The 25,454-nt window shown below is 45.2% G+C and carries 20 protein-coding genes and 1 tRNA gene; 16 read left to right on the top strand and 5 right to left on the bottom strand.

The genetic code is table 11. The features are described 5' to 3' along the window. Positions 1-50: 50 nt before the first annotated feature. The 4 genes from NYE35_RS25315 to NYE35_RS25300 all read right to left on the bottom strand — a co-directional run bounded on the left by NYE35_RS25315 (position 51) and on the right by NYE35_RS25300 (position 3,527). Entirely contained in the window at positions 51-740 is a 690-nt protein-coding gene (locus tag NYE35_RS25315) for a TetR/AcrR family transcriptional regulator (protein ID WP_038573072.1), read from the bottom strand. A 57-nt stretch (positions 741-797) separates the two neighbouring features. Next, a complete protein-coding gene (locus NYE35_RS25310) occupies positions 798-1,847 on the bottom strand; it encodes an ABC transporter permease (protein WP_038573070.1) in 1,050 nt (349 codons plus the stop codon). Beyond that, positions 1,844-2,575: an ABC transporter ATP-binding protein gene (locus tag NYE35_RS25305; protein ID WP_339210640.1), complete on the bottom strand. Its 732-nt coding sequence runs from the start codon at positions 2,573-2,575 to the stop codon at positions 1,844-1,846. The genes NYE35_RS25310 and NYE35_RS25305 overlap by 4 nt, the downstream gene beginning before the upstream one ends. Before the next feature lie 805 nt (positions 2,576-3,380). After that, positions 3,381-3,527, bottom strand: coding sequence for a hypothetical protein (locus NYE35_RS25300; protein ID WP_341122198.1), 147 nt, complete (start codon positions 3,525-3,527; stop codon positions 3,381-3,383). A gap of 286 nt (positions 3,528-3,813) precedes the next feature. Between NYE35_RS25300 and NYE35_RS25295 the strand changes: the two genes are divergently transcribed. The 4 genes from NYE35_RS25295 (at position 3,814) to pstA (ending at position 8,073) form a co-directional block, all read left to right on the top strand. After that, positions 3,814-5,250, top strand: coding sequence for a stalk domain-containing protein (locus NYE35_RS25295; protein WP_076272809.1), 1,437 nt, complete (start codon positions 3,814-3,816; stop codon positions 5,248-5,250). A gap of 54 nt (positions 5,251-5,304) precedes the next feature. After that, positions 5,305-6,165, top strand: a complete 861-nt coding sequence (locus NYE35_RS25290; protein ID WP_076272808.1) for a phosphate ABC transporter substrate-binding protein — start codon at positions 5,305-5,307, stop codon at positions 6,163-6,165. 82 nt (positions 6,166-6,247) lie between these two features. Next, complete coding sequence (gene pstC / locus NYE35_RS25285) at positions 6,248-7,195, top strand: phosphate ABC transporter permease subunit PstC (RefSeq protein WP_036685038.1); 948 nt, start codon at positions 6,248-6,250, stop codon at positions 7,193-7,195. Continuing rightward, on the top strand, positions 7,192-8,073 hold the full coding sequence (gene pstA, locus NYE35_RS25280) for a phosphate ABC transporter permease PstA (RefSeq protein ID WP_036685040.1): 882 nt from the start codon (positions 7,192-7,194) through the stop codon (positions 8,071-8,073). Before pstC ends, pstA begins: the two co-directional genes overlap by 4 nt. A 958-nt stretch (positions 8,074-9,031) precedes the next feature. Here pstA and NYE35_RS25275 read toward each other — a convergent pair. Continuing rightward, positions 9,032-9,105 (bottom strand) — tRNA-Arg (locus NYE35_RS25275). Between the two features lie 279 nt (positions 9,106-9,384). Between NYE35_RS25275 and NYE35_RS25270 the strand changes: the two genes are divergently transcribed. The 12 genes from NYE35_RS25270 to NYE35_RS25215 all read left to right on the top strand — a co-directional run bounded on the left by NYE35_RS25270 (position 9,385) and on the right by NYE35_RS25215 (position 25,407). Further along, entirely contained in the window at positions 9,385-10,230 is an 846-nt protein-coding gene (locus NYE35_RS25270) for a hypothetical protein (RefSeq protein WP_256715929.1), read from the top strand. Positions 10,231-10,328: 98 nt separating this feature from the next. Beyond that, positions 10,329-11,663, top strand: coding sequence for a trigger factor (gene tig / locus NYE35_RS25265; protein WP_036685045.1), 1,335 nt, complete (start codon positions 10,329-10,331; stop codon positions 11,661-11,663). 287 nt (positions 11,664-11,950) lie between these two features. Continuing rightward, entirely contained in the window at positions 11,951-12,541 is a 591-nt protein-coding gene (gene clpP, locus NYE35_RS25260) for an ATP-dependent Clp endopeptidase proteolytic subunit ClpP (protein WP_036685049.1), read from the top strand. A gap of 12 nt (positions 12,542-12,553) precedes the next feature. Next, a complete protein-coding gene (gene clpX / locus NYE35_RS25255) occupies positions 12,554-13,810 on the top strand; it encodes an ATP-dependent protease ATP-binding subunit ClpX (protein WP_036685052.1) in 1,257 nt (418 codons plus the stop codon). A 112-nt stretch (positions 13,811-13,922) separates the two neighbouring features. Beyond that, complete coding sequence (gene ispG / locus NYE35_RS25250; protein WP_036685055.1) at positions 13,923-15,050, top strand: flavodoxin-dependent (E)-4-hydroxy-3-methylbut-2-enyl-diphosphate synthase; 1,128 nt, start codon at positions 13,923-13,925, stop codon at positions 15,048-15,050. Positions 15,051-15,183: 133 nt separating this feature from the next. Beyond that, the gene (locus tag NYE35_RS25245; protein ID WP_076296947.1) at positions 15,184-15,855 is read left to right on the top strand and encodes a BlaI/MecI/CopY family transcriptional regulator; all 672 of its coding nucleotides are present in this window, start codon (positions 15,184-15,186) and stop codon (positions 15,853-15,855) included. Positions 15,856-15,898: 43 nt separating this feature from the next. After that, complete coding sequence (locus NYE35_RS25240) at positions 15,899-16,087, top strand: hypothetical protein (protein ID WP_341122197.1); 189 nt, start codon at positions 15,899-15,901, stop codon at positions 16,085-16,087. Between the two features lie 1,316 nt (positions 16,088-17,403). Further along, positions 17,404-19,113: an ATP-dependent protease LonB gene (gene lonB, locus NYE35_RS25235; protein WP_076224629.1), complete on the top strand. Its 1,710-nt coding sequence runs from the start codon at positions 17,404-17,406 to the stop codon at positions 19,111-19,113. Between the two features lie 234 nt (positions 19,114-19,347). Next, a complete protein-coding gene (gene lon, locus NYE35_RS25230; RefSeq protein ID WP_076099438.1) occupies positions 19,348-21,711 on the top strand; it encodes an endopeptidase La in 2,364 nt (787 codons plus the stop codon). A 12-nt stretch (positions 21,712-21,723) separates the two neighbouring features. Beyond that, the gene (gene yihA / locus NYE35_RS25225; RefSeq protein WP_036685063.1) at positions 21,724-22,392 is read left to right on the top strand and encodes a ribosome biogenesis GTP-binding protein YihA/YsxC; all 669 of its coding nucleotides are present in this window, start codon (positions 21,724-21,726) and stop codon (positions 22,390-22,392) included. A gap of 105 nt (positions 22,393-22,497) precedes the next feature. Then, entirely contained in the window at positions 22,498-23,280 is a 783-nt protein-coding gene (locus NYE35_RS25220) for a tyrosine-protein phosphatase (protein ID WP_076142033.1), read from the top strand. A 135-nt stretch (positions 23,281-23,415) separates the two neighbouring features. After that, on the top strand, positions 23,416-25,407 hold the full coding sequence (locus NYE35_RS25215; RefSeq protein WP_076272804.1) for an S-layer homology domain-containing protein: 1,992 nt from the start codon (positions 23,416-23,418) through the stop codon (positions 25,405-25,407). The last annotated feature ends 47 nt before the right edge of the window (positions 25,408-25,454 follow it).

Below are 25,454 nucleotides of genomic sequence, written 5' to 3'. Positions count from 1 at the left end.
AAAAGTCCGAATTTAATATAGTACTTATGATAACAGAACGGGCGTGCGCATCAAATAGGGGGTGTTGCTTTACTTATTCCATGCATGATAAAAGCGATCGTCAGGTTGATTTCTTCCTCGTCGTTCCAGTCCTTATCTGGCTGCAGCAGCAAGCGATTCATCAAATAACCTACGACAGATGAGAGTGTGAAGCGTATAAGTGTGGGTGTAGGCACCTCGATGATTTCACCCTTTTCTTTAAAATGTTCAACAATATCAATCACGCGCTCCAGTATTTTGCTAAGAATATTCTCTACAAACTGAGCTCTAACTGTTGGCTGAAAAGGAATCTCCTGAATAAGAATCTTAAGAATTTTAAAATTCTTGCGGGCGAAATCCAGCCGATTGATCATAAATGCCCTCAGGAACTCTTCGAAGCTGTCGTAGGGCATATCGAGCACGCCGTTGAAATTCCGCAGCACAAAAGGCGCAAGCATGCGACTCATGGTAGGACCTACTATGGCAAGCAGCAGATCATTTTTAGTCTTGTAATAGCGAAAAATCGTTCCCTCCGCCACGCCCGCTTTCTGAGAAATTTCACTCGTTGAAGTCGCAGAGTATCCTTTTTCGGAAAATACCTCAATCGCCGCTTGTAGAATAGAAATCTGCTTCGGTGTCAGTTTCTCGTCTTTGCCAAGGGTCAGCAGCTCTTCTATCCACTGCTCTTCTATATTTTGTTCCGTAGAAACTTGCTCTTTCATTACAATAACCCTCCATGCTTGATTCATTTTGTTTCAATGATAATAGCTTTTGTAAAGTTACATTTTGCGATGCTTGCGCAGTGCCAATACATTCAGCAGCATAAATAGCAGCGAAAATCCTATTAGTACATAGACATCCAGTGCAATTGCGCTCCATCCTTTGCCACGGACCATAATGTCCATCAGAGCTTCTGATCCGTAATAGATCGGTGTAGCGAGGCCAACGCGCTGGAGCCACAGTGGAAGGGTATCGAGCGGGAATAATCCACTGAGGAAGATTTGTGGCACTATAATGAGCGGAATGAACTGAATCATCTGCAACTCATTGGCTGCAAAAGCCGACAGCAGTGTGCCCAACGTCAGCGCTGTCATCGATAGGAGTAATGTGATCAGCAATACGTAACCAAAGCTGCCTGTCATCATAATGCCAAGAATCTGTATGGAATACCATGAGATCAATAGCGCCTGAAAAACGGTAAATATGCCGAAACCACATACATACCCGAGCACAATCTCCCATCTTTTTAATGGAGTCGAAAGTAGGCGTTCAAGAGTGCCTGTGGTTCGTTCCCTTAAGAAGGATACACCTGCAATCAAGAATACGAAAAAGAAAACAAATACGCCAATCATAATGGGACCGAAACGGTCGATCGTCTTCATATTCTCAGAACCGTAAAGATAGCTGATCTGCGGCTGTAATTGTTCCTTTGTGCTTGGAAGAAGCTTCTGGGAGATTTGTTGAAGCGTCATGATTACTGCCTTGTTGGCTGTAGGGTTGCTACCTTCTAACAGCACTTGAGGCGTAACTTGCGAATCTCCGGCGGTTCCGTTCAAAGTGATCAAAGCGTCAATTTTCCCTTCTACTAAAGCTTCTTTTCCCAGCTCTACGCTGGCATATTCTTTGATGGTGGCATTTTGTTCTTTTAACGCAGCTGACATATTTAGCGGTACACCGGACACACCGATTTTTGGTTCATAGGCGTCACCGTTGAAGACCAAGCTCATTAAGCTTAGAACGAGGAGTGGTGCAATGAACATTAACGCCATCGTTCTTTTATCATGAATAAATTGTCGCAAAATCCTTAAGGTGATTGCTCGGATTCTCATGAACGCACACCTCCAAAATATAAAAAGGCTTCTTCAATAGAAGCTGAACCGGTGGCTTGCAGCAGTCCGGCAGGCGTGTCGGCGGCAAGTAGCTTGCCATCACGGATCATTCCGAGCCGGTCACATTTTTCAGCCTCATCCATGACATGCGTGGTCAGCACAATAGTGGTGCCTTTCTGGTTCAGAGCTTTTAGTTCTTTCCAGATGGATAGCCGCAGCACCGGGTCTATACCAACTGTAGGTTCATCAAGAATAAGCAGCGGCGGTTCATGCAGCAGCGCGATCGCCAATGATAAGCGGCGTTTCATCCCGCCGGAGTATTGGTCTACTCTTTTTCGCAAATGATCTTGTAAATTAACGATCTCCATTACGGCTGTGATGCGTTTGGAGCGTTGCTCCCCCTTTAGACCATATAGCGCTGCAAAAAACTCCAGATTCTCCTTCGCGCTAAGCTCCGTGTACAAGGCATCAGACTGAGCCATATACCCAATCTGTTGCAGCATAGTCAGCTTCGGCATCGTAACGCCAAGTATCTTCACCTCGCCGGAGGTTACCTCATCGATACCAGTAAGCAGCTTTACAAATGTTGTTTTTCCTGAGCCGGATGGCCCTAGTATACCAAAGGTTTCCGCACGTTCCACTTGAAGCGAAATATCCTCGAGCACCTGTTTCTCTCCAAACGCTTTCCCGACATGGCTCACTGAAATAACTGGAACCTCTGAACCCATGTTTATCTCCTCGATTCTGAATGTTCTGGGATACTTGAGTTGAAGATGGTGTTGATGGTGTAGATGTGTAGAAGGTGTAGAAGGTGTAGAAGGTGTAGAAGGTGTAGAAGGTGTAGAAGGTGTAGAAGTGTAGAAGTGTAGAAGTGTAGAAGTGTAGAAGTGTAGAAGGTGTTGATGTTGTTGATGTTGATGTTGATGTTGATGTTGATGTTGATGTTGATGTTGATGTTGATGTTGATGTTGATGTTGATGTTGATGTTGATGTTGATGTTGATGTTGATGTTGAACTGCATTGCGTTAAACACTCTAACCATAAAATGAGTGAGTACTCACTCATTATTCTGCATCAAAAGTTAGGAATTGTAAACCATATATTTATACAAATGTTTCCCACAGTATTAGCTTAAACCCTATTGACGTTTGTTAATTCAACATGTTCTTTTACTATGTATATAGAGATGATTTGAATGAAAGGCAAAAGTGCCACTAAATAGCGCCAGTCCGCCTAAACTAGGTAATAGAAAGGCATAAATGCCTCAAAATAGCACGGGTTTACCTAAACCAGACAAAAGAAGGGTATAAATGCCACTTAATAGGTATGATCTAGATAAATCAAGCAAAAGAACGGTATAAATCCCGCACAATGAGCTTAATCCCACTAAAGTCAGCAAAAGAACGGTATAAATCCCGTAGAAAGAGCTCAATCCCGCTAAAGTCAGTAAAAGAACGGTATAAATCCCTTACAATCAGCCGAATCTCCTACTATGACCCTTACGCAGAAAGTGCCCAACAGACCAGTTAGTTTTTAAATCGTAAGCAGCAGCCATATCATTGATAGCAGACTCTCGCCAGCAACAAGCTTCCCCACGTGCCAAGCGAACTCCGCAATATACTCCAAGTGTCCATCGTCCTTAGCAACAAGCTTCCCCGCACACCCAAGCGACCTCCGCAATATACTCCATCCACCTCAGCAACAAGTTCCCTCCACGCGCCTGCAATATCAAATTAGTCTCTACGTCACCCCAAGATCCCAAACAATTCTCCAACTAAATAAGGCAGCTGCACCGAGCACCTTTTTACGAAAAGAGGCTGTTTTTGCTGCTTAGTTCATTTGGTTACCTGGTTTTTTTAAAAAAAGAATACTAGTTAATATTTCCATTACATTCCTCTGCAACAGAATTGACAATTGTAGACGAAAATGACATTAGCAGTTACCTATACGAAAAGGGTGAATCTAATTGAAAAACAGTAAATGGATTAGCGCAACGTTGGCTTCAGCACTTCTTGCAACAGTAGGCGTTGGAAGTGTATCTGCAGCTAGCACCGGCAGTAATGTAAAATCTGTAGCTACCAATCAAGTCGCTGCTGCAACAGCAGTTAAAGAAGGTACAACTACTTGGAATGTAAACGGAACGCCGATTGTGTTTAACACCATTAACAGCAGTGGTTACAAGCTTTACTCGCTGACTCAGGTAGCTGGAGAAATTGGGGCTAAGGTAGTACTGGGAACAAGCGGGTTTGAACTTAACGACAGCAAAGGACTACATAATGTGCAACTCAAAACAGGCTCAAAGAGCTATCAAGTAGATGGTAATTCCCAATCGTTCACAGTGGCTCCAGTATTTTATAACGGTAAAACCTATGTAGAGCTTACTAAGTTAGTTACCGCATTAGGTGGAGAGCTGGACGCTGATGCTAGCACGATTTTGAGCTTTGCACGTCCTGAAGGTTTGTTTGATACTTTGCACTGGACGGCAGCTGGCAACCTGATTGCGAACAAAAGTGATGCTGAAACTACTCAGCTTATCAAATTCAGTACAGAACCAGGTAACTATGAAGTGTTTTCGTCAAATGACAGTGCAGTGGACTTTGCAGTATCGCCGGATCAGCAGTGGGGAGCTTTTAATGATGAGAAAGGTTTGCTGAATCTGATTAACTTGTCTAGCGGAGCTGTTAAAACACTAGGCACCGACAATAGTGTGAAGACAGATCTGGTTTGGTCCAAAGATGGGAAAAGCATTTATTTCATCCAAGGAGACAAGCAAGAAAAAATCGCTAAAATCTCAGTAGAGACTGGTGATGTTAAATCCGTGCTGGCTGACAAGGTTGAGAATAAATCCGAACTGCGTATTTCTGCTGACGAAAAAAGCGCCGTTTATATCGTTAATTTGACGGGTGTTGCTAAAAATGATGCAGACAGCACAGAAGATTCTCTTACGGTTGACTTTAGTTCGGCAGGAGAGCAGCTTTACAAGCTTGATTTGGCTACAAAAGATGCTAAACCAGCTGCACTAACAACTACAGCAGATAACAAGCTTTACCCTGAGATTTTGGCTGATGGAAATGTGGCATACCTGAGCGCAGATGCAGACGGCAATGCGAAGAATACCCTGAAGCTTGTAAAAGCGGACGCAACCAGCACTAATATTGCACTTGATATCGAAGTGAATTGGTCCACTGGCGTTAGCAATGGTTTGGTAGTGGCAGGTACTACGGCAGACGGAAGCACAGTGATCTATTCTATCGATGGTAGTGGTGCAAAGACCGAACTGTTCCGTACGGCTGAAGATGTATCTGAAGTATCTGTATCTAAAGACGGAAGCAAGCTTGCGATTGTGAGCGGCGACAGCGTATGGGTTATCCAAGGCGGTAAAGGGCTGCAACTGACTAAATAATTATTATTTCAAACATATTTTAACGGCCTAGAGCCGAGAGGAGAAAATAGTACAATGAAAATCTTCAAGAAATTAACAGTAACGGCTTTAACAGCCGTAATCGCGGTAACCGCATCTTTTGCAGGGATTGCAGCAGCAGCAGATTCACTTAGTGGCAAAATCACCGTTAACGGTTCGACCGCACTTCTTCCATTGACGTTGCAAGCGGCAAAAGAATTCCAAAAGCTGCATCCTAAAGTGAAAATCGCAGCATCTGGTAAAGGCTCTGTAACTGGACCACAAGCTGTAAAAAAAGGCATCGCTGATATCGGCGCTTGCGACTGGGATGCTAGCATGGACGTACCAGGTTTCAAAGCTTTTGACGGACAGGTAGCAAACAAAGTGGCTGTCATTCCTTTTGCCACGATCGTGAACAAAAATGTGGGTGTAGATAACCTTACAACAGAGCAGCTTAAAGGTATTTTCGCTGGTAAAATCACCAACTGGAAAGAAGTAGGCGGCGCAGATGCAGATATCGTTGTCATCACTCGCTCATTCGGTTCTGGTACCCGCGTTAACTATCAGGCTAAAGCTTTGGATGGCGGAGATATCGTTAAAAAAGCTAAGAACTACAAAGAAACAGGTTCATCCGGCGACATGAAAACAGCAGTAGGAACTACTCCTAACTCCATCGGTTATATCGACCTTGTTTATGTAAGTGGCGACGTAAAAGCAGTGAAACACAACGGTATCGCAGCTACTACAGACAACGTAATTAACGGTTCTTATAAGATTTGGGCTTATGGTTACTACATGACTAAAGGCCAGCCTACTGGCGCAACTAAAGAATTTATCGAATACGTACAAAGCAAAAAGTTCCAACAAGGTTCTCTGAAAAAGCTTAAATTCATTCCGATCGCAGCAATGAAGGGTTAATAACATCTGAAGATCATATTGAATGGTAACAGCGGCCAGCCCCGATTTTGATACGGGGTTGGCCGCTTACAGGAGGGAAAGTATGGGGGCACCAGTCCACAACCTGGCAACTAAGGTTAAGGAGGGCGTTACAGAAGTTAGCGCCAACTCCAAACGTCACAGTAGACATATGTTTAGCAACCGATTATTCCGCTTTTATTTCTTATTCAGCATTCTTGCACTTTGTTTCGTGCTTGGACTTGTAATCCTATTTATCGGCAAAACGGCGCTGCTTCTGTTTGGTCATCTCTCGCCTGCGGACTTTTTCTTTTCGTTTAACTGGACGCCTGAAGAGGACTCCTTTGGGGCTGCTGCCTTCATTGTAAATACACTTTCACTGACAGCTTTGACCCTGCTGATCGCAGTTCCTATTTCGGTAGGCATGGCCGTTCTCTGTGCGGAGATTGCTCCGAAGTGGATGAAGACCTTCATTCGCCCGGTGCTCGATTTGCTCGTTGGTATTCCTTCTATAGTATATGGTTATTTAGGCTTAACGGTATTACTTCCTTTCCTGCGTAGAGTTAGTGGGGAGAGCTTGGGTGATGGTTTGCTGGCTGCGGCCCTCGTACTCGCATTAATGGTCCTGCCAACAATTTGTCGAATCAGTGATGATGCTATTGTCGCTGTTCCACGCAAATATCGGGATGCTGCGTACGCTCTTGGATCTACCCGTCTGCAAGTCATTATGCGTGTTGTTTTGCCTGCGGCTAGCAGAGGGATTATCTCTGCAGTCATCCTCGGGATGACTCGTGCTGTGGGGGAGACAATGGCTGTAGTTATGGTTATCGGAAACACACCACAGTTGGCGAAAACCTTATTTACACCTGCTTCTGTCTTGACTAGTAACATCGTTATGCAAATCTCGAATGTAGAGTTTGAGTCAACCTGGAATTATGCCCTACATATGATGGCCTTTCTTCTGCTGGTGATTTCCTTTGTACTGATTCTGATCATCCGCGTGCTGGGTAGAAAAAGGAGGGATGCAGCGTGAACGGATTCGCAAGTACAAAGCATACAGCGCGTGCTCAGAGACGCAATAAGCTCGCGACTATTGGGTTTTATACGCTTGGGGCTTTAGTCATGCTGCTAATCTTCTGGCTGCTCTTCACGATTCTTAGTAAAGGTCTGCCAGCGCTGCGGCCTGATTTCCTGATCAAACAGCCTGAAGAGATTGACGTTGGTGGCGGGATCGGTCCTGTACTTTTCAACTCTTTTTATATTTTGTTCATCTCGCTGCTTATTTCCGTCCCTATCGGTTTAGGAGCGGGGATTTATATGGCGGAATACGCTCCGGATAATGCTTTTACAGGTGGCCTGCGTATATGTGTAGAGGCGCTCTCTTCGGTTCCCTCGATTGTATTCGGTATGCTTGGTCTTGCGATATTTGCTGAATATTTTGGGATCGGTCTGACGATTCTTGGCGGTGGGGTAAGCTTGGCGCTTTTGAATCTGCCTATGCTTGCACGTGTGACGGAGGAAGCGGTCCGTGCTGTTCCTGGGGAGATGCGCGAAGCTGGATATGCACTGGGCATGACTAAATTCCACGTGATCCGCACAGTTGTCCTACCCGTTGCAATGTCTGCCATTGTTACTGGGATTTGTCTCGTTGCTGGACGCGCCTTCGGGGAGTCTGCGGTTATTATCCTTACCGCTGGTCTCAGTACCTCGGGCGAAATGTGGGACTTTAATCTGTTCTCGCCGGGAGAAACCCTGGCCGTACACCTTTGGTATGTACAATCTGAGGCAATTGTAGAAGATGCGCGGCAAATCGCTGACAAATCAGCGGCAGTACTAGTATTTGTAGTTTTGTTTATTAACTTTGCTTTCCGTTTTCCGCTCTGGCTTGGAAATCGCCGCAAAGGGCGCTGATTCGCTTATAAAGGAAGAACATGCATAAAAAACTGTCTCTCGGCGGAAGAAAACGCCGTGAACAGTTTTTTTATTCTCGATTAAATAAGCAGGATAGTCTCATCCTTCGATAATATTGCTAATGCGCGTGTCTTTTGAGTAATTAGATTGGCCACGCTTATAGAGAGCTAAAAATGTTCCCATATTTAAAAATCAGAAATGGGAATGTGAAGATTAATATTCGATGAGTAGTGAGTAGTGAGTAGTGAGTAATGAGTAATGAGTAATGATTGGTGGATGGTGAGTAATAAGTGATGAGTAGTGGTGATAAGAGTGGTTTTTAATTGCACTTTATGCACTTATTTTTGATGGTGATAGGTTTGTTTGGGTTTAATTGTACTTTGTGCAGTTAAAAATGGTGAAAAGACCATTCTAGGCGTAAATCTGAGAATATAAGTGTATGAAATGCAATTAAAGCGATTTTTGGAGGTAAAAGGGTACTTTTAGTTGCAGAAAATGCAATTAGATAGCATGTAGCTGCGTTTCTCCGGAAAAGCAGCCGTAATGTTCTAATGCGGCGGGGTATGATGTGGTACTGACTCATAGAAACTGATCATCGATTGCTAAGCTTCACAGAACCCTGAGCCCCAATGAGTTCTAAGTGTGACCAAGTCCGAGCGAGCATCAAAAGTTAAGCTCCATCGACTCATAGCCCGACGAGGCCCAGGTTTTCACCAAATTCTAAGTTTCGAATGCTAAGCTTTATCGGACCCTGAGCTCCGACGAGGCTAAGTTTTCATCAGGTTCTGAGCTTCGAATCCAAGCTCCATTAATCTCTGAAACTCAACTAATCCAGAGCAGCGAATCTTTAAGCTCAGTCGTTCAGTCGACTATTCGTCCCAGTGACTCCCTGAGCTCCACCCAACCCCTCCCCTGAACATAGAAACAGCCTTCCCGAAGGAAGGCTGTTTCTATATGACGTCCCGGAAGGGATTCGAACCCCCGACCGTGCGCTTAGAAGGCGCATGCTCTATCCAGCTGAGCTACCGGGACATGGTTGCTGGCAGAAAAGCAAGCAGGAATTATCATATCATATGGGGTGTTTTTTTTCAAGCTGTTTTTTAAAAAGAGTACGGGGTATGCTATAATCTACAATTATTAAGTTTCGGAAGAAGCTTAAGGTATTAATAACTTTTATAATGGTTAGGATTCCATTCACATAAGTAGACATAAGGAGGTGCCCTCATTAAACATTCGGATTCCCCCGCCACCAAAGAGAATATCGTCCTGTTCCCCAAGACACTGGACTATTATCAAATCCAGCTTACGGTGATGCTGGAAAGTGAACGCTACGGGGAAGCGATGGAGCTGCTTCGTTTTTTGCTGCAGTGTCAAGGACAGGAAGAGCGAAATTACGAGGAATGGCGGTCCCTGCTGGAATGGCTCGAAACGGCATTTCCTTACGCGTCCCAGAATGGAGATGCGGAGGGAACTGTTCACCCCGAAGACGAAGATTTAAGGGAAGAGGATATGGCCCGCTTTTTGGCCAAATCCAAAATGAACGAGGATGCGGGGTATCCCAAAAAGCTGCTGCAGCGGGTGATGAATGAACCTCTGTCTGAGGCGACAATACTTGCACTAGAGCAGCTATCCTATCTGGAAGGTGGCGGCGTTGACGAGGAGCTGACCACTTGGTTGCAGGGGGATAATGTTCATCCACTGCTGCAATTTCGGACCTTGCAGACGCTTAAGCGGCGTGGGATGCAGGGAACAGTGAAGCTGATTCGCGGACATGAAACGGTACTCGTAGAGATCGAGAGCGTGCCACTGCAGACGGAGGATTTTCCTCCGGAGGTGAGTCATGTGCTGGAGCGGGTAGCCGAGCAGGCAGAGGTGCATGAGCCTACGCTGTATTATTTTGCACAAGAGCTCTGGGGTCAGTTCATCATGTCGATTTATGGGTCGGACGAATATCGGAAATTGCTGGAAGGCGAAGACGTTTTGCTGGATATTTGGGCAGGAGCTTTGCACCAATTTGTTTCTGAAAGTTTAAACGGCTCCCGACAAGAGGAAGAGACACGTGGAATGTATGGCATCACAGACGGCATGCGCTTTCAATTTGAGGGAGCTTATCGTGCTCTCAAGGGTTTTGTAAAGACTTCTCTACTTGATAAATAAAGTAATGTTGTATATAATATAATGGTTATTCTGTGCGTGGATTGTATCATTATTTGAAGTAAACTTGTGAACCTATATTTTGGAGGGAAAAGTATAATATGAAAGCAACATGGGAAAAAATAGAGAAGAACCTTGGAGTTCTTGAAGTAGAAGTAGACGCAGAACGCGTAACAGCAGCACTTGATAAAGCTTTTAACAAAGTCGTTAAAAAAGCTAACGTACCAGGCTTCCGTAAAGGTAAAGTACCTCGGCCGATCTTTGAATCCCGTTTTGGTGTAGAAAGCTTGTACCAAGATGCAATCGACATTCTTCTTCCTGAAGCTTACGGTGAAGCAGTTGAACAAACTGACATCTTCCCTGTAGACCGTCCTGAAGTTGATATTGAGCAATTTGCTAAAGGTCAATCCTTTATCTTCAAAGCGAAGATCACGGTTAAACCTGAAGTGAAGCTCGGCGATTACAAAGGTCTGGAAGTTCCAGTACAAAAAGCTGAAGTGACTGAAGAAGAGTTGAGTGCTGAACTTGCTCGTCTGCAAGAACGTCATGCTGAGCTTGTAGTAGTTGAAGAAGAAGCAGCAGCTAACGGCGACATCGCTGTAATCGATTTTGACGGATATGTAGATGATGTACCGTTTGAAGGCGGAAAAGCTGAACGTCACTCTCTTGAGCTTGGCAGCAACTCCTTCATTCCTGGATTCGAAGAGCAAGTGGTAGGAATGGCTACTGGAGATTTCAAAGATGTTGAAGTTACTTTCCCTGATGAATACCATGCAGAGAACCTTGCGGGTAAAAAAGCAGTATTCAAAGTGAAGCTGCACGAAATCAAACGCAAACAACTTCCTGCACTCGATGATGAGTTCGCTAAAGATGTAAGTGAATTCGAAACTTTGGATGAGTACAAAGCAGATCTGAAAGCTCAGCTCGAATCCCGTAAAGAGGAAGAACTGAAAGGCCTTCGTGAGAATGCAGTTGTTGATAAAGCAGCAGCTAACGCTGAAGTTGAAATCCCTGAAGCTATGATCAACAGTGAAGTTGAGAACATGGTTCGTGACTTCGACACTCGTCTTCGTCAACAAGGCATGAACATGGATATGTTCCTTAGCTTCTCCGGCCAAACTCGTGAAGACTTGCAGAACCAAATGAAAGGCGATGCTGAAAAACGCGTTCGCAACAACCTGGTATTGGAAGTTATCGCAAAACAAGAGAACATTGAAGTTTCCGAAGAAGAAGTTAACGAAGAGTTGGCTACTATGGCTGAAGCTTACAAACGTACTCCAGAAGAAATCCGCAGCATCTTGGCAGCTAACGGTTCACTGGGCAGCTTGAGCGAAGAGCTTTCGTTGCGTAAAACCATTGATTTCCTTGTTAGCAATAGTGTAGAAGTTGAAGCAGTAGAAGAAGCACCAGCTGCTGAAGACACTAAAGCTGAGTAGGATATTTTAAACACTACCTAGAACGGCCAAGTTACACGGCCTCCATACAGATATGATAAGGCACGTAAGTTTCGTTACGTGCCTTATTTTTATCCTCGGCCGCAAATATATGTGACTACATAGGTATCCGTATGAACGTATGGCAATAAGGTAATAGGGGTAGTAACGTCACAATTCACAAGCAGCAGACAGTCGACTGTAGTGAAAAAATGACATCGCGCCTTGAACGTGTTAAAATATTTCTGAAACGATAAGACTAATCTGTACAGAGAAAAGAGGTTGGTGGCATGAGTCTGGTACCAATGGTTGTGGAATCAACAAGTCGTGGAGAACGTTCATACGATATCTATTCCAGATTGCTCAAGGATCGCATCATTTTCTTAAGCAGTGCGATTGACGATGATGTCGCCAATCTGGTTATTGCTCAATTGCTGTTTTTGGCAGCAGATGATCCCGAGAAGGACATTCACTTGTACCTCAACTCACCCGGTGGTTCAGTAACAGCCGGCATGGGTATATACGATACGATGCAATATATCAAACCGGATGTTTCAACCATTTGTGTAGGGATGGCAGCAAGCATGGGATCGCTCCTTCTAACAGCTGGGGCTCCGGGCAAAAGATATGCGCTGACCAACAGCGAAGTTATGATTCATCAACCGCTCGGCGGTGTTCAGGGTCAAGCGTCTGATATTTGGATTCACACTGACTGGATCCTTAAGACGAAACAGAAGCTGAATCAAATCTATGTAGATCGCACAGGTCAGCCCCTTGAAAAAATCGAACGGGACACAGACCGCGATAACTTCATGAGCGCGGAAGAAGCCAAGGAATACGGGCTTATTGACCAAGTTCTTTCTTCACCGATGAAATCTTAAAGGGGTGGTTAGATGTTTAAATTTAATGATGAAAAAGGGCAATTGAAATGTTCTTTTTGCGGTAAATCACAAGAGCAGGTTCGTAAGCTTGTAGCAGGACCGGGCGTTTATATATGTGACGAATGTATCGAGCTTTGCACGGAAATTGTGGAAGAAGAGCTCGGTCATGAGGAAGAGCTTGATCTGAAGGATATTCCAAAACCAAAGGAAATTCGCGATATTTTGGATCAATATGTAATCGGTCAAGAGCAAGCGAAGAAATCTCTTTCTGTAGCGGTATATAACCACTACAAGCGTGTGAACAGCCAAAGCAAGATCGAAGATGTTGAACTGACGAAGAGTAATATCCTTTTGCTTGGTCCAACAGGTTCTGGTAAAACCTTGTTAGCACAAACGATGGCGAAGATTATCAACGTTCCTTTTGCTATTGCAGACGCTACTTCCCTGACGGAAGCTGGTTATGTCGGCGAGGATGTTGAGAACATTCTGCTCAAACTCATTCAAGCTGCAGATTACGATGTGGAGAAAGCCGAACGCGGCATTATCTATATTGATGAAATTGATAAAGTAGCACGTAAATCCGAGAATCCGTCCATAACTCGTGACGTTTCCGGCGAAGGTGTACAGCAGGCGCTTCTGAAGATTCTGGAAGGAACTGTTGCTTCTGTGCCTCCGCAGGGCGGACGTAAGCACCCTCACCAGGAGTTTATTCAGATCGACACGACGAACATCCTGTTCATCGTTGGCGGTGCCTTTGACGGTCTGGAGCAAATGATTAAACGCCGTATCGGTAAAAAAATCATTGGCTTCAACGCAGCAGTTGAAGGACAAAAGGATCTAAAGCCTGGCGAATATTTGTCGATGGTATTGCCTGAAGATTTGCTCAAATTCGGTCTTATTCCTGAATTTGTAGGCCGTCTGCCAGTCATCTCGACTTTAGAGCCGCTTGATGAGAATACGCTTGTCCGTATCCTTTCCGAGCCTAAAAATGCTCTCACTAAGCAATATATCAAGCTACTGGAAATGGACAACGTAGCGTTGAAATTCGAACCATTGGCACTCGAAGCAATTGCCAAGGAAGCGATCAAACGTAATACGGGAGCCCGTGGACTGCGCGCGATTATTGAGAGCATCATGCTCGATGTGATGTATGAAGTTCCTTCACGCGATGATATTAAAGATTGTGTGATCACGGAACAGGTCGTTCAGGAGAAAGCTTTGCCTGAGCTCAACCTTAAGAAAGACAAGAAGAAAGAGGAAAGCGCGTAAGCCGCTTTTCCTTAACAATACATGTCACAGTCTCCACCTTTCTTCCGCTTATCCCGCTTCACATTAGCGGGAGCGAAGGGGTGGAGCTTTGGCGTTATGGGGGAGAAAAATCATGTTCTTGAGACACCAAACCCGTCCTGTCAATGTTGGCGGGCTCATTATTGGGGGAAACAACGAGGTTGCGATTCAAAGCATGTGTACAACCAAAACCGCTGATGTGGAGGCTACTGTAGCTGAAATATTGCGGCTTGAGGAAGCAGGCTGCCAGCTGGTACGCGTAACTGTCAACAATGAAGAGGCGGCTGCCGCAATCAAGGAGATCAAGAAACAGATTCATATCCCACTCGTAGCGGATATTCATTTCAACTATAAGCTAGCGTTGATGGCTATTGAGAACGGCATCGATAAGGTACGGATTAATCCGGGGAACATTGGTCGCCGCGAAAAGGTAGAAGCGGTAGTTAAAGCATGTAAAGAAAAAGGGATTCCGATTCGTATTGGTGTAAATGCTGGTTCTTTGGAGAATCACCTTTTGGAGAAATACGGATACCCAACCCCAGAAGCCATGGTAGAAAGTGCGTTATACCATATTGGTATTCTGGAGGAACTGGATTTCCACGACATTATCGTCTCTCTAAAAGCATCAGATGTGCCAATGGCCATCGAAGCTTATCGTCAGGCTGCGGAAGTCATTCCTTATCCGCTACACTTGGGGATTACAGAATCCGGCACATTGTTTGCGGGTACAGTGAAAAGCTCCGCTGGTATCGGTGCACTGCTCTCTATGGGCATCGGCAGCACCCTGCGTATCTCGCTTAGTGCCGATCCGGTTGAAGAGGTTAAGGTGGCGCGTGAGCTGCTGAAGACGTTTGGTCTGATCTCTAACGCGGCGACGCTGATCTCTTGTCCGACTTGCGGACGACTGGATATCGATCTTTTCTCCATCGCTAATGAGGTGGAAGAATATATTTCGAAGCTTAAGGTGCCTATTAAAGTTTCTGTCCTTGGCTGTGCTGTTAATGGTCCTGGTGAGGCACGTGAAGCAGATATCGGTATTGCTGGCGCTCGTGGGGAAGGTTTGCTTTTCCGTTACGGACAAATGATCCGTAAAGTGCCTGAAGCTGAACTCGTGAACGAGCTGAAAAAGGAAATTGATGCGATCGTGGTGGCTTACGAGGCAACGGGCGAAATCCCAGGCCGCGCCCACGCTAACCTTGCACCTCCGGTGCAGTCGAAGTAACTTGGTCTTTTACGAATATATAATTCGTTAATAATACGTGGCGAAGAACGCCCTGTGCAGCTCCGGTAAATCCGGGGCCCATGGGGCGTTTTTTTTGCGTTTATTCTTATTTTGGAGGAAGGGATGAGTAAACATGAACTATGAACAAGCCCATGAAAAATTTATTGCGCATCATCTTGCAAACAGAACGGGCGAACGGCGGGGGAGGCTGGAGAGAGGTCATGGCCACGCAGAAAAATTATTTTTGCAGAACGTCTGGTGGCCGCTTCGTGGTGACTTCAATGATCTTCATCCGGAGTATGAGGTGCTGGATTTACAGAGACGGGCTTATTTTGCTGATTTTGCTTTTTTGCCGGGGCCGATCAAGCTCTTGTTTGAGATTAAAGGGTATGCAGCTCATGTAAGAGACATGGATAGGCTGAAGTATTGTAATGAGCTAAATCGTGAAACTTTTCTGTACGGAATGGGTTATCAAGTAATTTCATTTGCCTATGATGATGTTGAACAGCGCCCTGAGTTATGTGTTACACTGCTGCGTTTGGCGTTAAGCCGCTACCAAATTTTAGATGCGCCACGTGACAGACTGCTAATCGCTGAGAAGGAAATCATGCGTTTAGTGGTGCGTCAAGCTGGGGTGATACGCCCTAAAGAAGTCGCTGATTATTTCACGCTAGATCCCAAAACAGTACGCATGATGCTAAAGAATCTCTGTGAAAAAGGCTGGCTAACCCCTATAAGAAGGGGGATAGGCGTCAAAAATGTTGAGTATAAGCTGGCTCGTGATGTTCTTTATTACTGGGATTGATAATTGTAAAGGCTGGTGGCTGGTGGCTGGTGGCTGGTGGTTGGTGGTTGGTGGTTGGTGGTTGGTGGTTGGTGGTTGGTGGTTGGTGGTTGGTGGTTGGTGGTTGGTGGTTGGTGGTTGGTGGTTGGTGGTTGGTGGTTGGTGGTTGGTGGCTGGTGGCTGGTGGCTAATGGCTGATGGAGGCTATATTATTGAAGTAGTTTATGTAGGAGTAATTAATGTAACAGTTTAGCCTATGTAATTGATGTATCTGGTGGAACTTATGGAGTTGTTGGTGCTATTGTAGCTGATGTAACTGGTGTAGATGACGTAGCTAATGTTGAAATGGATAAAGTAGTAAAAGTGGCTGATGGAGCAGGTGTAGCTGAAGTAGTTTGATGGGACTGATCATATAGGCGTAACAATTTTGGCCATGACTTTTGCTGAAGGTGGGAATTTGAAAAGAAGGTATGTGAAGGAGCTTGATGTGAAATCGGTTATGAATTGAAACCCAACAATTAGGGAAATTCTCCCTGAAATAAGCCGATTATGGCTCGAAATCAAGCTTTTTAGGGAAAAACTCCCTAATAAAAGGAGCATTTCTCCCATTTATGTGTGATTCGACCGATAATCAGGGAGTATTTCCCTAATTAGCAGTTGAAAGGTCGTGAATCACTGATAAATAGGGAGTATTTCCCTAATTATTTGGCTGGGTACCAATGATACTTAGATTTTGTACTAAATAGGTTGTTTCTACGAACATAGAAGATAAAAACTCATACGTTCAGCAAACTAAGTTAACTCTGCGTCTTAGAAGTAACTCACCGTGCCCAGCTGACTTAGCCTCTAGAAGTAACTCACCGTGTCCAGCTGACTTAGCCTCTAGAAGTAACTCACCGTGTCCAGCTGACTTAGCCTCTAGAAGTAACTCACCGTGTCCAGCTGACTTAGCCTCTAGAAGTAACTCACCGTGCCCAGCTGACTTAGCCTCTAGAAGTAACTCACCGTGCCCAGCTGACTTAGCCTCTAGAAGTAGCTCACCATTCCCAGCTGACTCAGTTTCTAGAGTAACTCAGCTTCTAAAAGTACCTCAACGAACTCAACTAACTAACATCTACAGGAAACTCCCAACTTCCTCACCCTTAGCTGTAAAGTCGCAGAATTAGGTTCCTCACCCTACATAGCATCGATCACGATCCTCAGTTACTAAGTTCAACGGCTCGACATATCACCACAGTTCCTCAAATTCCCTTTCCACTAATCTCTCCCGTATTTCTCCGCGATTTTCCGCATTCCTCTTCATCCCTCCTTTACTTCCTCACTCCTCCGCATTCCTTCTTCTCCAATCTCCTTTCTAACTACCTCAACAATCTCCTTTTTAAAATTTACATAAGCTACATTTGCACTCCCCACACTCATTATTGCCCTTATAGTTAATTATCAGAGTCTATCCTACTGCAACAATTCAACAAATCCTCAAATTCGCGTTTACTAATTACCGAAACGGCTATACTACCTAATAGTAGCCAAGGGTGGAAAGGTAGACTGAACGAAACAGGAGGATGACCTATGGAATTAAGTATAGTTGTGATGATCGTGCAGCTCTTTTTCGCGCTGGTTATCGGCGTATACTTTTGGAATCTGCTGCGGGGTCAGAAGACAAATAAGTCAGCGGTAGAACGAGAGTCGCGCAAGGAACTGGACAAGTTACGGAAAATGCGGATGATTACATTAACTAAACCATTGTCGGAGAAAACACGTCCGGCTTCTATTGGAGATATTGTCGGGCAAAAGGATGGGCTGCGCGCCCTGAAAGCCGCACTTTGCAGCGCTAATCCGCAGCATGTGATTATTTATGGTCCGCCGGGAGTCGGCAAGACTGCGGCAGCGCGTGTTGTCATGGAAGAGGCGAAAAAGAATGTGCTTTCTCCTTTTAAAAGTGACGCCAAATTCACAGAGATTGATGCCACAACCGCTCGTTTTGATGAGCGTGGTATTGCTGACCCGTTGATCGGATCCGTGCATGATCCTATTTATCAGGGTGCAGGAGCCATGGGGGTGGCGGGCGTGCCACAGCCGAAACCGGGAGCGGTGACTAAGGCGCATGGCGGGATTCTTTTTCTGGATGAGATAGGAGAGCTTCACCCCATTCAGATGAATAAGCTGCTTAAAGTGCTTGAGGACCGGAAGGTACTGCTAGAGAGCGCTTATTATAATTCGGAGGATAATAATACTCCGGCTTATATTCATGATATTTTTCAAAATGGATTGCCTGCTGATTTCCGGCTAGTTGGCGCTACTACGCGTTCTCCGGATGAGATTTCACCTGCATTGCGTTCGCGCTGCATGGAGATTTATTTCCGCCCGCTGCTGCCGGATGAGATTGCCGTCATCGCGCGTGACGCGATACAGAAAATCGGGCTTAAACCAAGTCCGGAAGCTGTCACTGTGGTGCAGCAGTATGCAACCAACGGCCGGGAAGCAGTTAATATGATTCAACTGGCTGCCGGATTAGCTTTAACTGAACAGAGAGATACACTAAATGCTGCTGATGTGGAATGGGTAGCGGGCAGCAGCCAGCTTCCGCTGCGTACGGAACGCAAGATTCCTTCGGCACCGCAGATTGGATTAGTCAATGGTCTTGCCGTGTATGGACCGGGGATGGGTACTCTGCTCGAAATCGAAGTCTCCGCAGCGCCTGCTGTGAACGGCCAGGGCAGACTGAACGTGACAGGTGTGGTGGATGAAGAAGAGATCGGTGGAGGCTCCCGCACGATTCGGAGAAAAAGTATGGCAAAGGGCTCGGTTGAGAATGTATTGACCGTACTGCGTACGATGAATCTGGAGCCCGATCGTTATGATCTACATGTGAATTTTCCAGGTGGAACACCGATTGACGGGCCTTCGGCAGGGGTGGCGATGGCAGTAGCAATCGTATCTGCTATTCGTGGACTTCCCGTGGATAACACTGTAGCGATCACAGGTGAGATAGGCATCCATGGACGAGTCAAGCCAGTGGGTGGTGTAATTGCCAAAGTGGAAGCTGCTTTTCAAGCTGGAGCCACTACAGTGCTTATTCCAAAAGAAAACTGGCAGTCTCTCTTCGCTGACCTTGCGCCATTACGCGTTATTCCAATGGAAACAGTAGAAGAGGTGTTCCGTCACCTGTTCGGTGCCGATACAGCAGATGTAAGGCTGCCTGCAGTTGCTGGAGAGCTGTTCTCTGCAGCACCCTCACTCCTAAAGGCCGATGCCGCTGGTGAATCTGCAAAGGGTTAAACAAAATTGATCCCTAATTCGAAGAATAAGGTGAGATTTGTCGCTGTAAAATAAAGGAGGCTGCAGGCAATTCTGCTGCTTCCTTTTTAAATGCTACAAGAAACGTTGTCTCTATTTAAGGAAAAGCAAGTCGGTTCTTCTTGAAATCTAAGGACTCTGTTGGTGTTTTGGGGCTGCTTTTGTTAGAATGAATGCATATGAGATTAATTGAGAGCCATGGGAGGTGCGAAAGCGATGATGACAAATAAAACAAAAGGTCGTCGTTTTCCTTTATTGCCGCTAAGAGGGCTTCTTGTGTACCCAAGCATGGTTCTTCACTTGGATGTGGGCCGTGAGAAGTCAGTTCGGGCGTTAGAGAAAGCTATGGTTGAAGATAATTTGATTCTTCTTTGTTCCCAGTCGGAAGTGAATATTGAAGAGCCAGGTCAGGACGATATTTTTCGGGTCGGTACTGTCGCCAATGTGCGGCAAATGTTGAAGCTTCCAAACGGTACGATACGTGTACTGGTTGAAGGTGTAGAACGGGCCGAAATTATTAATTATATCGATAATGATGAGTACTATGAGGTTATGGCGCGTGAGCTGCCGGAAGATGTAGATAGCGATCAAGAATGTGACGCGCTGATGCGTACAGTACTCAATCAGTTCGAACACTATATTACGTTATCCAAAAAAGTGACCCCAGAGACCCTCGCTGCTGTATCCGATATAGAAGAGCCTGGTCGACTTGCGGATGTCATTACGAGTCATTTATCGCTAAAAATTAAGGATAAGCAAGAAATTCTTGAGACGATTGATGTTAGTAAACGGTTGGAGAAGCTTCTTGATATTCTTAATAATGAGCGTGAAGTGCTGGAGCTTGAACGTAAGATCAATCAACGTGTCAAAAAACAAATGGAAAAGACGCAGAAGGAATATTATTTGCGTGAGCAAATGAAAGCGATCCAGAAAGAGCTCGGCGAGAAGGAAGGCCGGGTAGGAGAAGCGGAAGAGCTGCGGACGCTAATGGAAGAGAAAAATGTTCCAGAACGTGTGAAGGAAAAGATGGAGAAAGAAATCGATCGTCTGGAAAAAATGCCAGTCAGCTCTGCGGAAGGCGGCGTCATTCGCAACTATGTAGATTGGCTGCTCAGTCTCCCTTGGAGTGAACAGACAGAGGATGATCTTGACATCAAAAAGGCCGAGCAGGTACTTGATGAGGATCACTACGGTTTGGAAAAACCAAAGGAACGGGTATTGGAATATTTGGCCGTTCAGCAGCTGGTTAAGAAGCTTAAGGGTCCTATTCTATGTCTTGTAGGTCCTCCAGGTGTGGGCAAAACCTCACTGGCTCGTTCCATCGCCCGTTCGCTCAACCGCAAGTTCGTCCGTATCTCGTTAGGCGGTGTACGTGATGAGGCGGAGATTCGAGGTCATCGCCGGACTTATGTAGGTGCGATGCCGGGGCGGATTATCCAAGGCATGAAGACGGCGGGTACGATTAATCCGGTTATCCTATTGGATGAAATCGATAAGATGGCTGCGGATTTCCGTGGAGATCCATCTTCAGCGCTGCTTGAGGTACTGGATCCAGAACAAAACAACACGTTTAGTGATCATTTTGTAGAGCTGCCGTTCGACTTGTCGAACGTAATGTTTGTAACAACAGCGAACGTAGTGCATAATATTCCGCGTCCATTGCTGGACCGGATGGAAATGCTGTTCATTCCAGGTTATACGGAACTGGAGAAACTGCAAATCGGCAGCCGTTATCTGTTGCCTAAGCAGAAGAAAAACCATGGTCTTGCAGAAGATCAACTGATTATCGAAGACGATAGCTTATTACGCATTGTCCGCGAATATACCCGTGAATCCGGTGTGCGTAATTTGGAGCAGCAGATTGCAGCATTATGCCGCAAAGCTGCGAAACAAATCGTGTCTGAGGAAAAAGAGAAAGTGATCATTCTTCCTGACGACATCAAGGATTATCTTGGGGCTTCCAAATATCGTTACGGTATGGCCGAGCTTGAAGATCAGATTGGTACCGTCACTGGGCTGGCTTGGACTGAGGTCGGTGGGGATACACTGCTGATCGAAGTTACGGTTGTGCAGGGAACAGGTAAACTAACCCTCACCGGACAGCTGGGCGATGTAATGAAGGAGTCGGCACAGGCCGCATTCAGCTATACTCGTTCGAAGGCGGAGGAGCTGGGACTCCAGCCCGATTTTTATGAGAAGATTGATATTCATATCCATATTCCGGAAGGTGCAATTCCGAAGGATGGTCCGTCTGCAGGGATTACGATCGCAACCGCATTGATCTCCGCACTCACGAAACGTTATGTTTCCAAGGATGTGGCGATGACAGGTGAGATTACCTTGCGGGGACGTGTTTTGCCAATTGGTGGATTGAAAGAGAAATCTCTTGCCGCTCACCGAGCTGGATATAAAAAGATCCTTCTTCCCAAAGACAATGAACGGGATTTGAAAGATATTCCTGAGAGCGTACGTAATGATGTTGAGTTCGTACCGGTATCTAATATGGATCAGGTCTTGCATCATGCGTTAGTTGAGCATCATAATGAAATTAGCAGTGAGCCACCGAGTAGTGTGCATTAGAAAGGAAGTCCTATGAAAGTTAATATTGCCGAATTTATTATCAGTGCCGTTGGCCCTGATCAGTACCCTGATGATTCCTTGCCAGAGGTTGCTCTGGCAGGGCGTTCCAATGTGGGGAAGTCTTCCCTCATTAACCGAATGATTAACCGTAAGAATCTGGCTCGGACAAGCTCCACGCCTGGTAAGACACAACACATGAACTATTACCGTATCAATGAAGACAGCATGTATTTTGTTGACTTTCCAGGTTACGGGTATGCCAAAGTCTCCAAGACGCAACGTGCGGTGTGGGGGAAAATGGTTGAGAAATACCTCTCTGAGCGCGATACGTTAAAGCTGGTTCTGCTTATTGTGGACCTGCGGCATTCGCCTACCAGCAATGATAAGATGATGTTCGACTGGTTGAAGCATTATGATCTTCCTATGTGTGTTGTAGCGACCAAAGCGGATAAAATTCCGAAGACACGCTGGCAAAAACATATCAAGACCATGAAGCAGGAGCTGGGTGTGCTGCCAGGGGATAATTTTATTCCATTCTCCTCGGAAATTGGTCTCGGCAAAGACGAGCTTTGGGGCTTAATTGATGGGTATATTCGCCCTTCTGAGAATGAATCTCCGGATTCAGAGGATGCTGAAATGATAGCAAATGAATCTCAGCAAGAGGAGTCAACCGAAGCGTAAGATATGAACTCATTTACAATCAAGCAACCATTCCTGGTGGGAATGGTTGTATTTTTTTTGTTGATAAAACTAAAATTTCTATGGAAAAGGACCGATAGATAACATATGATAGATATTCACTGCCACATCTTACCCTTTTTGGATGACGGAGCCTCTGATTGGGAAGCTGCTCTTGCCATGGCGCAAGACGCCCACAGAGAAGGGATTACTTCAGTCATCGCCACGCCACATCATGCCAACGGTCAATATATGAATAACGCCCCCAAGATTAAAGAAGCTGTGGAGTTGATGAATGAGAGACTTCGTCAGGCTGGTAATCCACTGCTTGTTCTTCCAGGTCAAGAGATCCGTATCTACGGGGAGCTGCTGAATGATCTGGAGCGGGGGGAACTGCTGAGTCTTGCAGATTCGCGGTATATTTTACTGGAAATGCCTTCTTCACGAGTACCACGTAACATGGAAGAAATCTGCCACGAGCTGATCATTCAAGGGTTCGTTCCGGTCATCGCCCATCCGGAGCGCAATGCTGAAATAGCTGCTGATCCTTCTAAACTAGAGAGATTGATAGAGCTAGGATCACTTGGGCAGGTAACCGCACAGAGTCTTGCAGGCGTTTTCGGGAATAAGCTACAGAAATTGTCGCTGGAGCTATGCCGTAGAAATGCAGTACATGTGTTGGCCTCTGATGCACATGACAGTGTTCATCGTCCTTTTGGATTAAACGCTGCTTATGTGGTTATGGAGAAAGAATTAGGCCCTGAGCTGCGTGACTATGTTCGCGGCAATGCTCAGCAAATTATGACCAATGGCGAGGTTATTCATGGAAAACACGTACAAACAAGGAGAAACCGACAAAAATTGTTTGGATTTTTTTTCCGAAAGGGCTGACTAATCTACCTTATAGTGGTAGAATGGGTTTTATTGGGTGATTTAATGCTATTCGTAATAGCGTAGCATTTGGGCGAATTGTTCTAGGTCTATGGTAGTACAGTATTTTAATACATAAGAAGAGGTGGATATTTAGTGACTTTGAAAAAGAAACTAGTAGTATCAACATTAGCAGCAAGTATGGTAGCAGCATCCGTAGCGGGTCTTCCGTTGGGAAGCCTTGGAGCAGTAGGTACAGCATCTGCGGCTACAGTTAGTAGCAGTACAGCAGTTAAGGATAAGGTTCTTGCTGTTTACAAACAATTGACCGCAACAGATGCAGTTTATCTCTACAATTTGAAGACTGAGGTTGCAGCACTGGATGAGGCAGAATTCGTAGAAATTTTTGCTCCAATTCTGAAGAATCTTTCACTGGATGCAGAAGAAACAAAAACATCACTTAAATTGTTCCAAAGCGTTACTAGTGTAGTATACGACGTCTATGGCAATGACTTCTCCGAAATTCAAGTGATCCGTAACGACGACAAAAACATTGCTTTGCTGAGCAAAATTGCAAAGAAAGCGGGTGTGTCTGGACTTACTGTTGATAGTGTTTCTGAATTCTTGAGCAGCATTGAAACAGAACTTCGTGCACTGGTAAGCAGCAAGTCAACTGCAGATTTGTTGGCAATCCTAACTTCTGAATCTGGATACGATACTTTGTTGGATGAAGCTATTGCAAAAGTATTGAGCCATACAACAGGAGCAGGAGCACTCACAGTAAGTCAAGCGTTGGACAAGCTTGGAGTTACTGCTAGTGATGTGAAGCAAACACTGAAGAACCTGAACAATAATATTAAATCCGCAAAACCTGCGGCGAAATCACTTGCATTTGCTTATATTAAAGCCTACGGATTAGGCGATAATGGCAACGGTAATGGTGGTAATAATGGTGGTAGTAACGGTGGAAGCGGGAATGGAAGTGTTACAACTCCTGTAGCTCCTGTTCAAACTCCAGGAATCTACGATGTATCCAAGCTCGTAAGCATTGTTGACGGTAAAGCAACCTTGAAATTGGTTGATGCTGATGTAATTAAAGAATTTGATAAGCTGGTTGCAGCGAACCCTGGTAAAACTGGTCTTACTTTGACCTTAAATCTGGGAACAGTAAACGCTACTACAGTTGAAGTTCCACTTTCCCAAGCCATTATTGAAGCTGCAAAAGCTAAAGGTATTGCGAATATCGCCGTTACTTTCAACGGTGTAACTGTAACGATTCCTGTAAGCCAATTCAGCACAGCAATTTCATTGACAGTAACTACAGCTAAACCAGAAGTTGTAACTTCCGTTACCAAGCTGAAATTGGCTTCGGATGTGTATGAATTCACACTTAGTGTGAACGGTGTAGTACAAAGTACATTTAAACAACCAATTACTATCAAACTGCCACTTAAGAATACAGATGGTCTTGATAAAGAATTGCTTTCCGTTGGTAAGCTTGTATACGGCGACCTGCAATTCCAAGGTGGAGTTCTTGATGGAGATTTCATCGTAGAACCACGTGATACATTCTCTTCTTACGCAGTACTTGAGAATAAAGTCTCCTTTAATGATATTGCTGCTGTACAAGCATGGGCTGGCAGACAAATTCAAGTCGTCGCTGCTAAAGGTGCGATTGAAGGAGTCGGAGCAGGTAAATTTGCACCGAAGAGCAACGTAACTCGTGCTGAGTTCTCCAAAATGCTGATTCGTGCGCTTAACCTGGAAAACAACTCTGCTGTACAAAGCTTTAGCGATGTAAGTTCAACTGCTTGGTATGCACCATATGTAGCAGTTGCAGCAGAAAAAGGGATTATTACTGGACGCAGTGCGGCCAAATTTGATCCTAATGCAACTATTACACGTGCAGAAATGGCAACAATGATCTCCCGTGCGTTGAAATCTATCAATCCTGATGCAAAAACCGATTCTACTGCAATCAGCAAATTCTCTGATGCTGCTAAGATCAGTGCATCCCTAAGAGATGGCGTAGCGTTTGCAGCAAGCCACAACCTGGTTATCGGAAATGCTGGCAAGTTCAACCCGAACGATACAGCTACCCGTGCTGAAGCAGCAGTAATTATCTACCGTACTATTAACTTCAAGTAAATAAAACTTATAGTATACAGCCTCCTCTCATGTAGGTGAGAGGAGGC

The sequence above is a fragment of the Paenibacillus sp. FSL L8-0494 genome, from assembly GCF_038003695.1.
GTDB lineage: Bacteria > Bacillota > Bacilli > Paenibacillales > Paenibacillaceae > Paenibacillus_AQ > Paenibacillus_AQ odorifer.
Note: the sequence above shows the minus strand (reverse complement) of the source record. Positions and strands in the feature narration are given on the sequence as shown.

Coding starts and splice junctions, on each gene's coding strand:
- lon (WP_076099438.1), top strand. CDS start 19,348: ATGATGACAAATAAAACAAAAGGTCGTCGTTTTCCTTTATTGCCGCTA.
- tig (WP_036685045.1), top strand. CDS start 10,329: ATGAAAGCAACATGGGAAAAAATAGAGAAGAACCTTGGAGTTCTTGAA.
- NYE35_RS25310 (WP_038573070.1), bottom strand. CDS start 1,847: ATGAGAATCCGAGCAATCACCTTAAGGATTTTGCGACAATTTATTCAT.
- NYE35_RS25220 (WP_076142033.1), top strand. CDS start 22,498: ATGATAGATATTCACTGCCACATCTTACCCTTTTTGGATGACGGAGCC.
- NYE35_RS25270 (WP_256715929.1), top strand. CDS start 9,385: ATGCTGGAAAGTGAACGCTACGGGGAAGCGATGGAGCTGCTTCGTTTT.
- clpP (WP_036685049.1), top strand. CDS start 11,951: ATGAGTCTGGTACCAATGGTTGTGGAATCAACAAGTCGTGGAGAACGT.
- yihA (WP_036685063.1), top strand. CDS start 21,724: ATGAAAGTTAATATTGCCGAATTTATTATCAGTGCCGTTGGCCCTGAT.
- pstC (WP_036685038.1), top strand. CDS start 6,248: ATGGGGGCACCAGTCCACAACCTGGCAACTAAGGTTAAGGAGGGCGTT.
- NYE35_RS25305 (WP_339210640.1), bottom strand. CDS start 2,575: ATGGGTTCAGAGGTTCCAGTTATTTCAGTGAGCCATGTCGGGAAAGCG.
- clpX (WP_036685052.1), top strand. CDS start 12,554: ATGTTTAAATTTAATGATGAAAAAGGGCAATTGAAATGTTCTTTTTGC.
- ispG (WP_036685055.1), top strand. CDS start 13,923: ATGTTCTTGAGACACCAAACCCGTCCTGTCAATGTTGGCGGGCTCATT.
- NYE35_RS25245 (WP_076296947.1), top strand. CDS start 15,184: ATGAACTATGAACAAGCCCATGAAAAATTTATTGCGCATCATCTTGCA.
- NYE35_RS25290 (WP_076272808.1), top strand. CDS start 5,305: ATGAAAATCTTCAAGAAATTAACAGTAACGGCTTTAACAGCCGTAATC.
- lonB (WP_076224629.1), top strand. CDS start 17,404: ATGGAATTAAGTATAGTTGTGATGATCGTGCAGCTCTTTTTCGCGCTG.
- NYE35_RS25315 (WP_038573072.1), bottom strand. CDS start 740: ATGAAAGAGCAAGTTTCTACGGAACAAAATATAGAAGAGCAGTGGATA.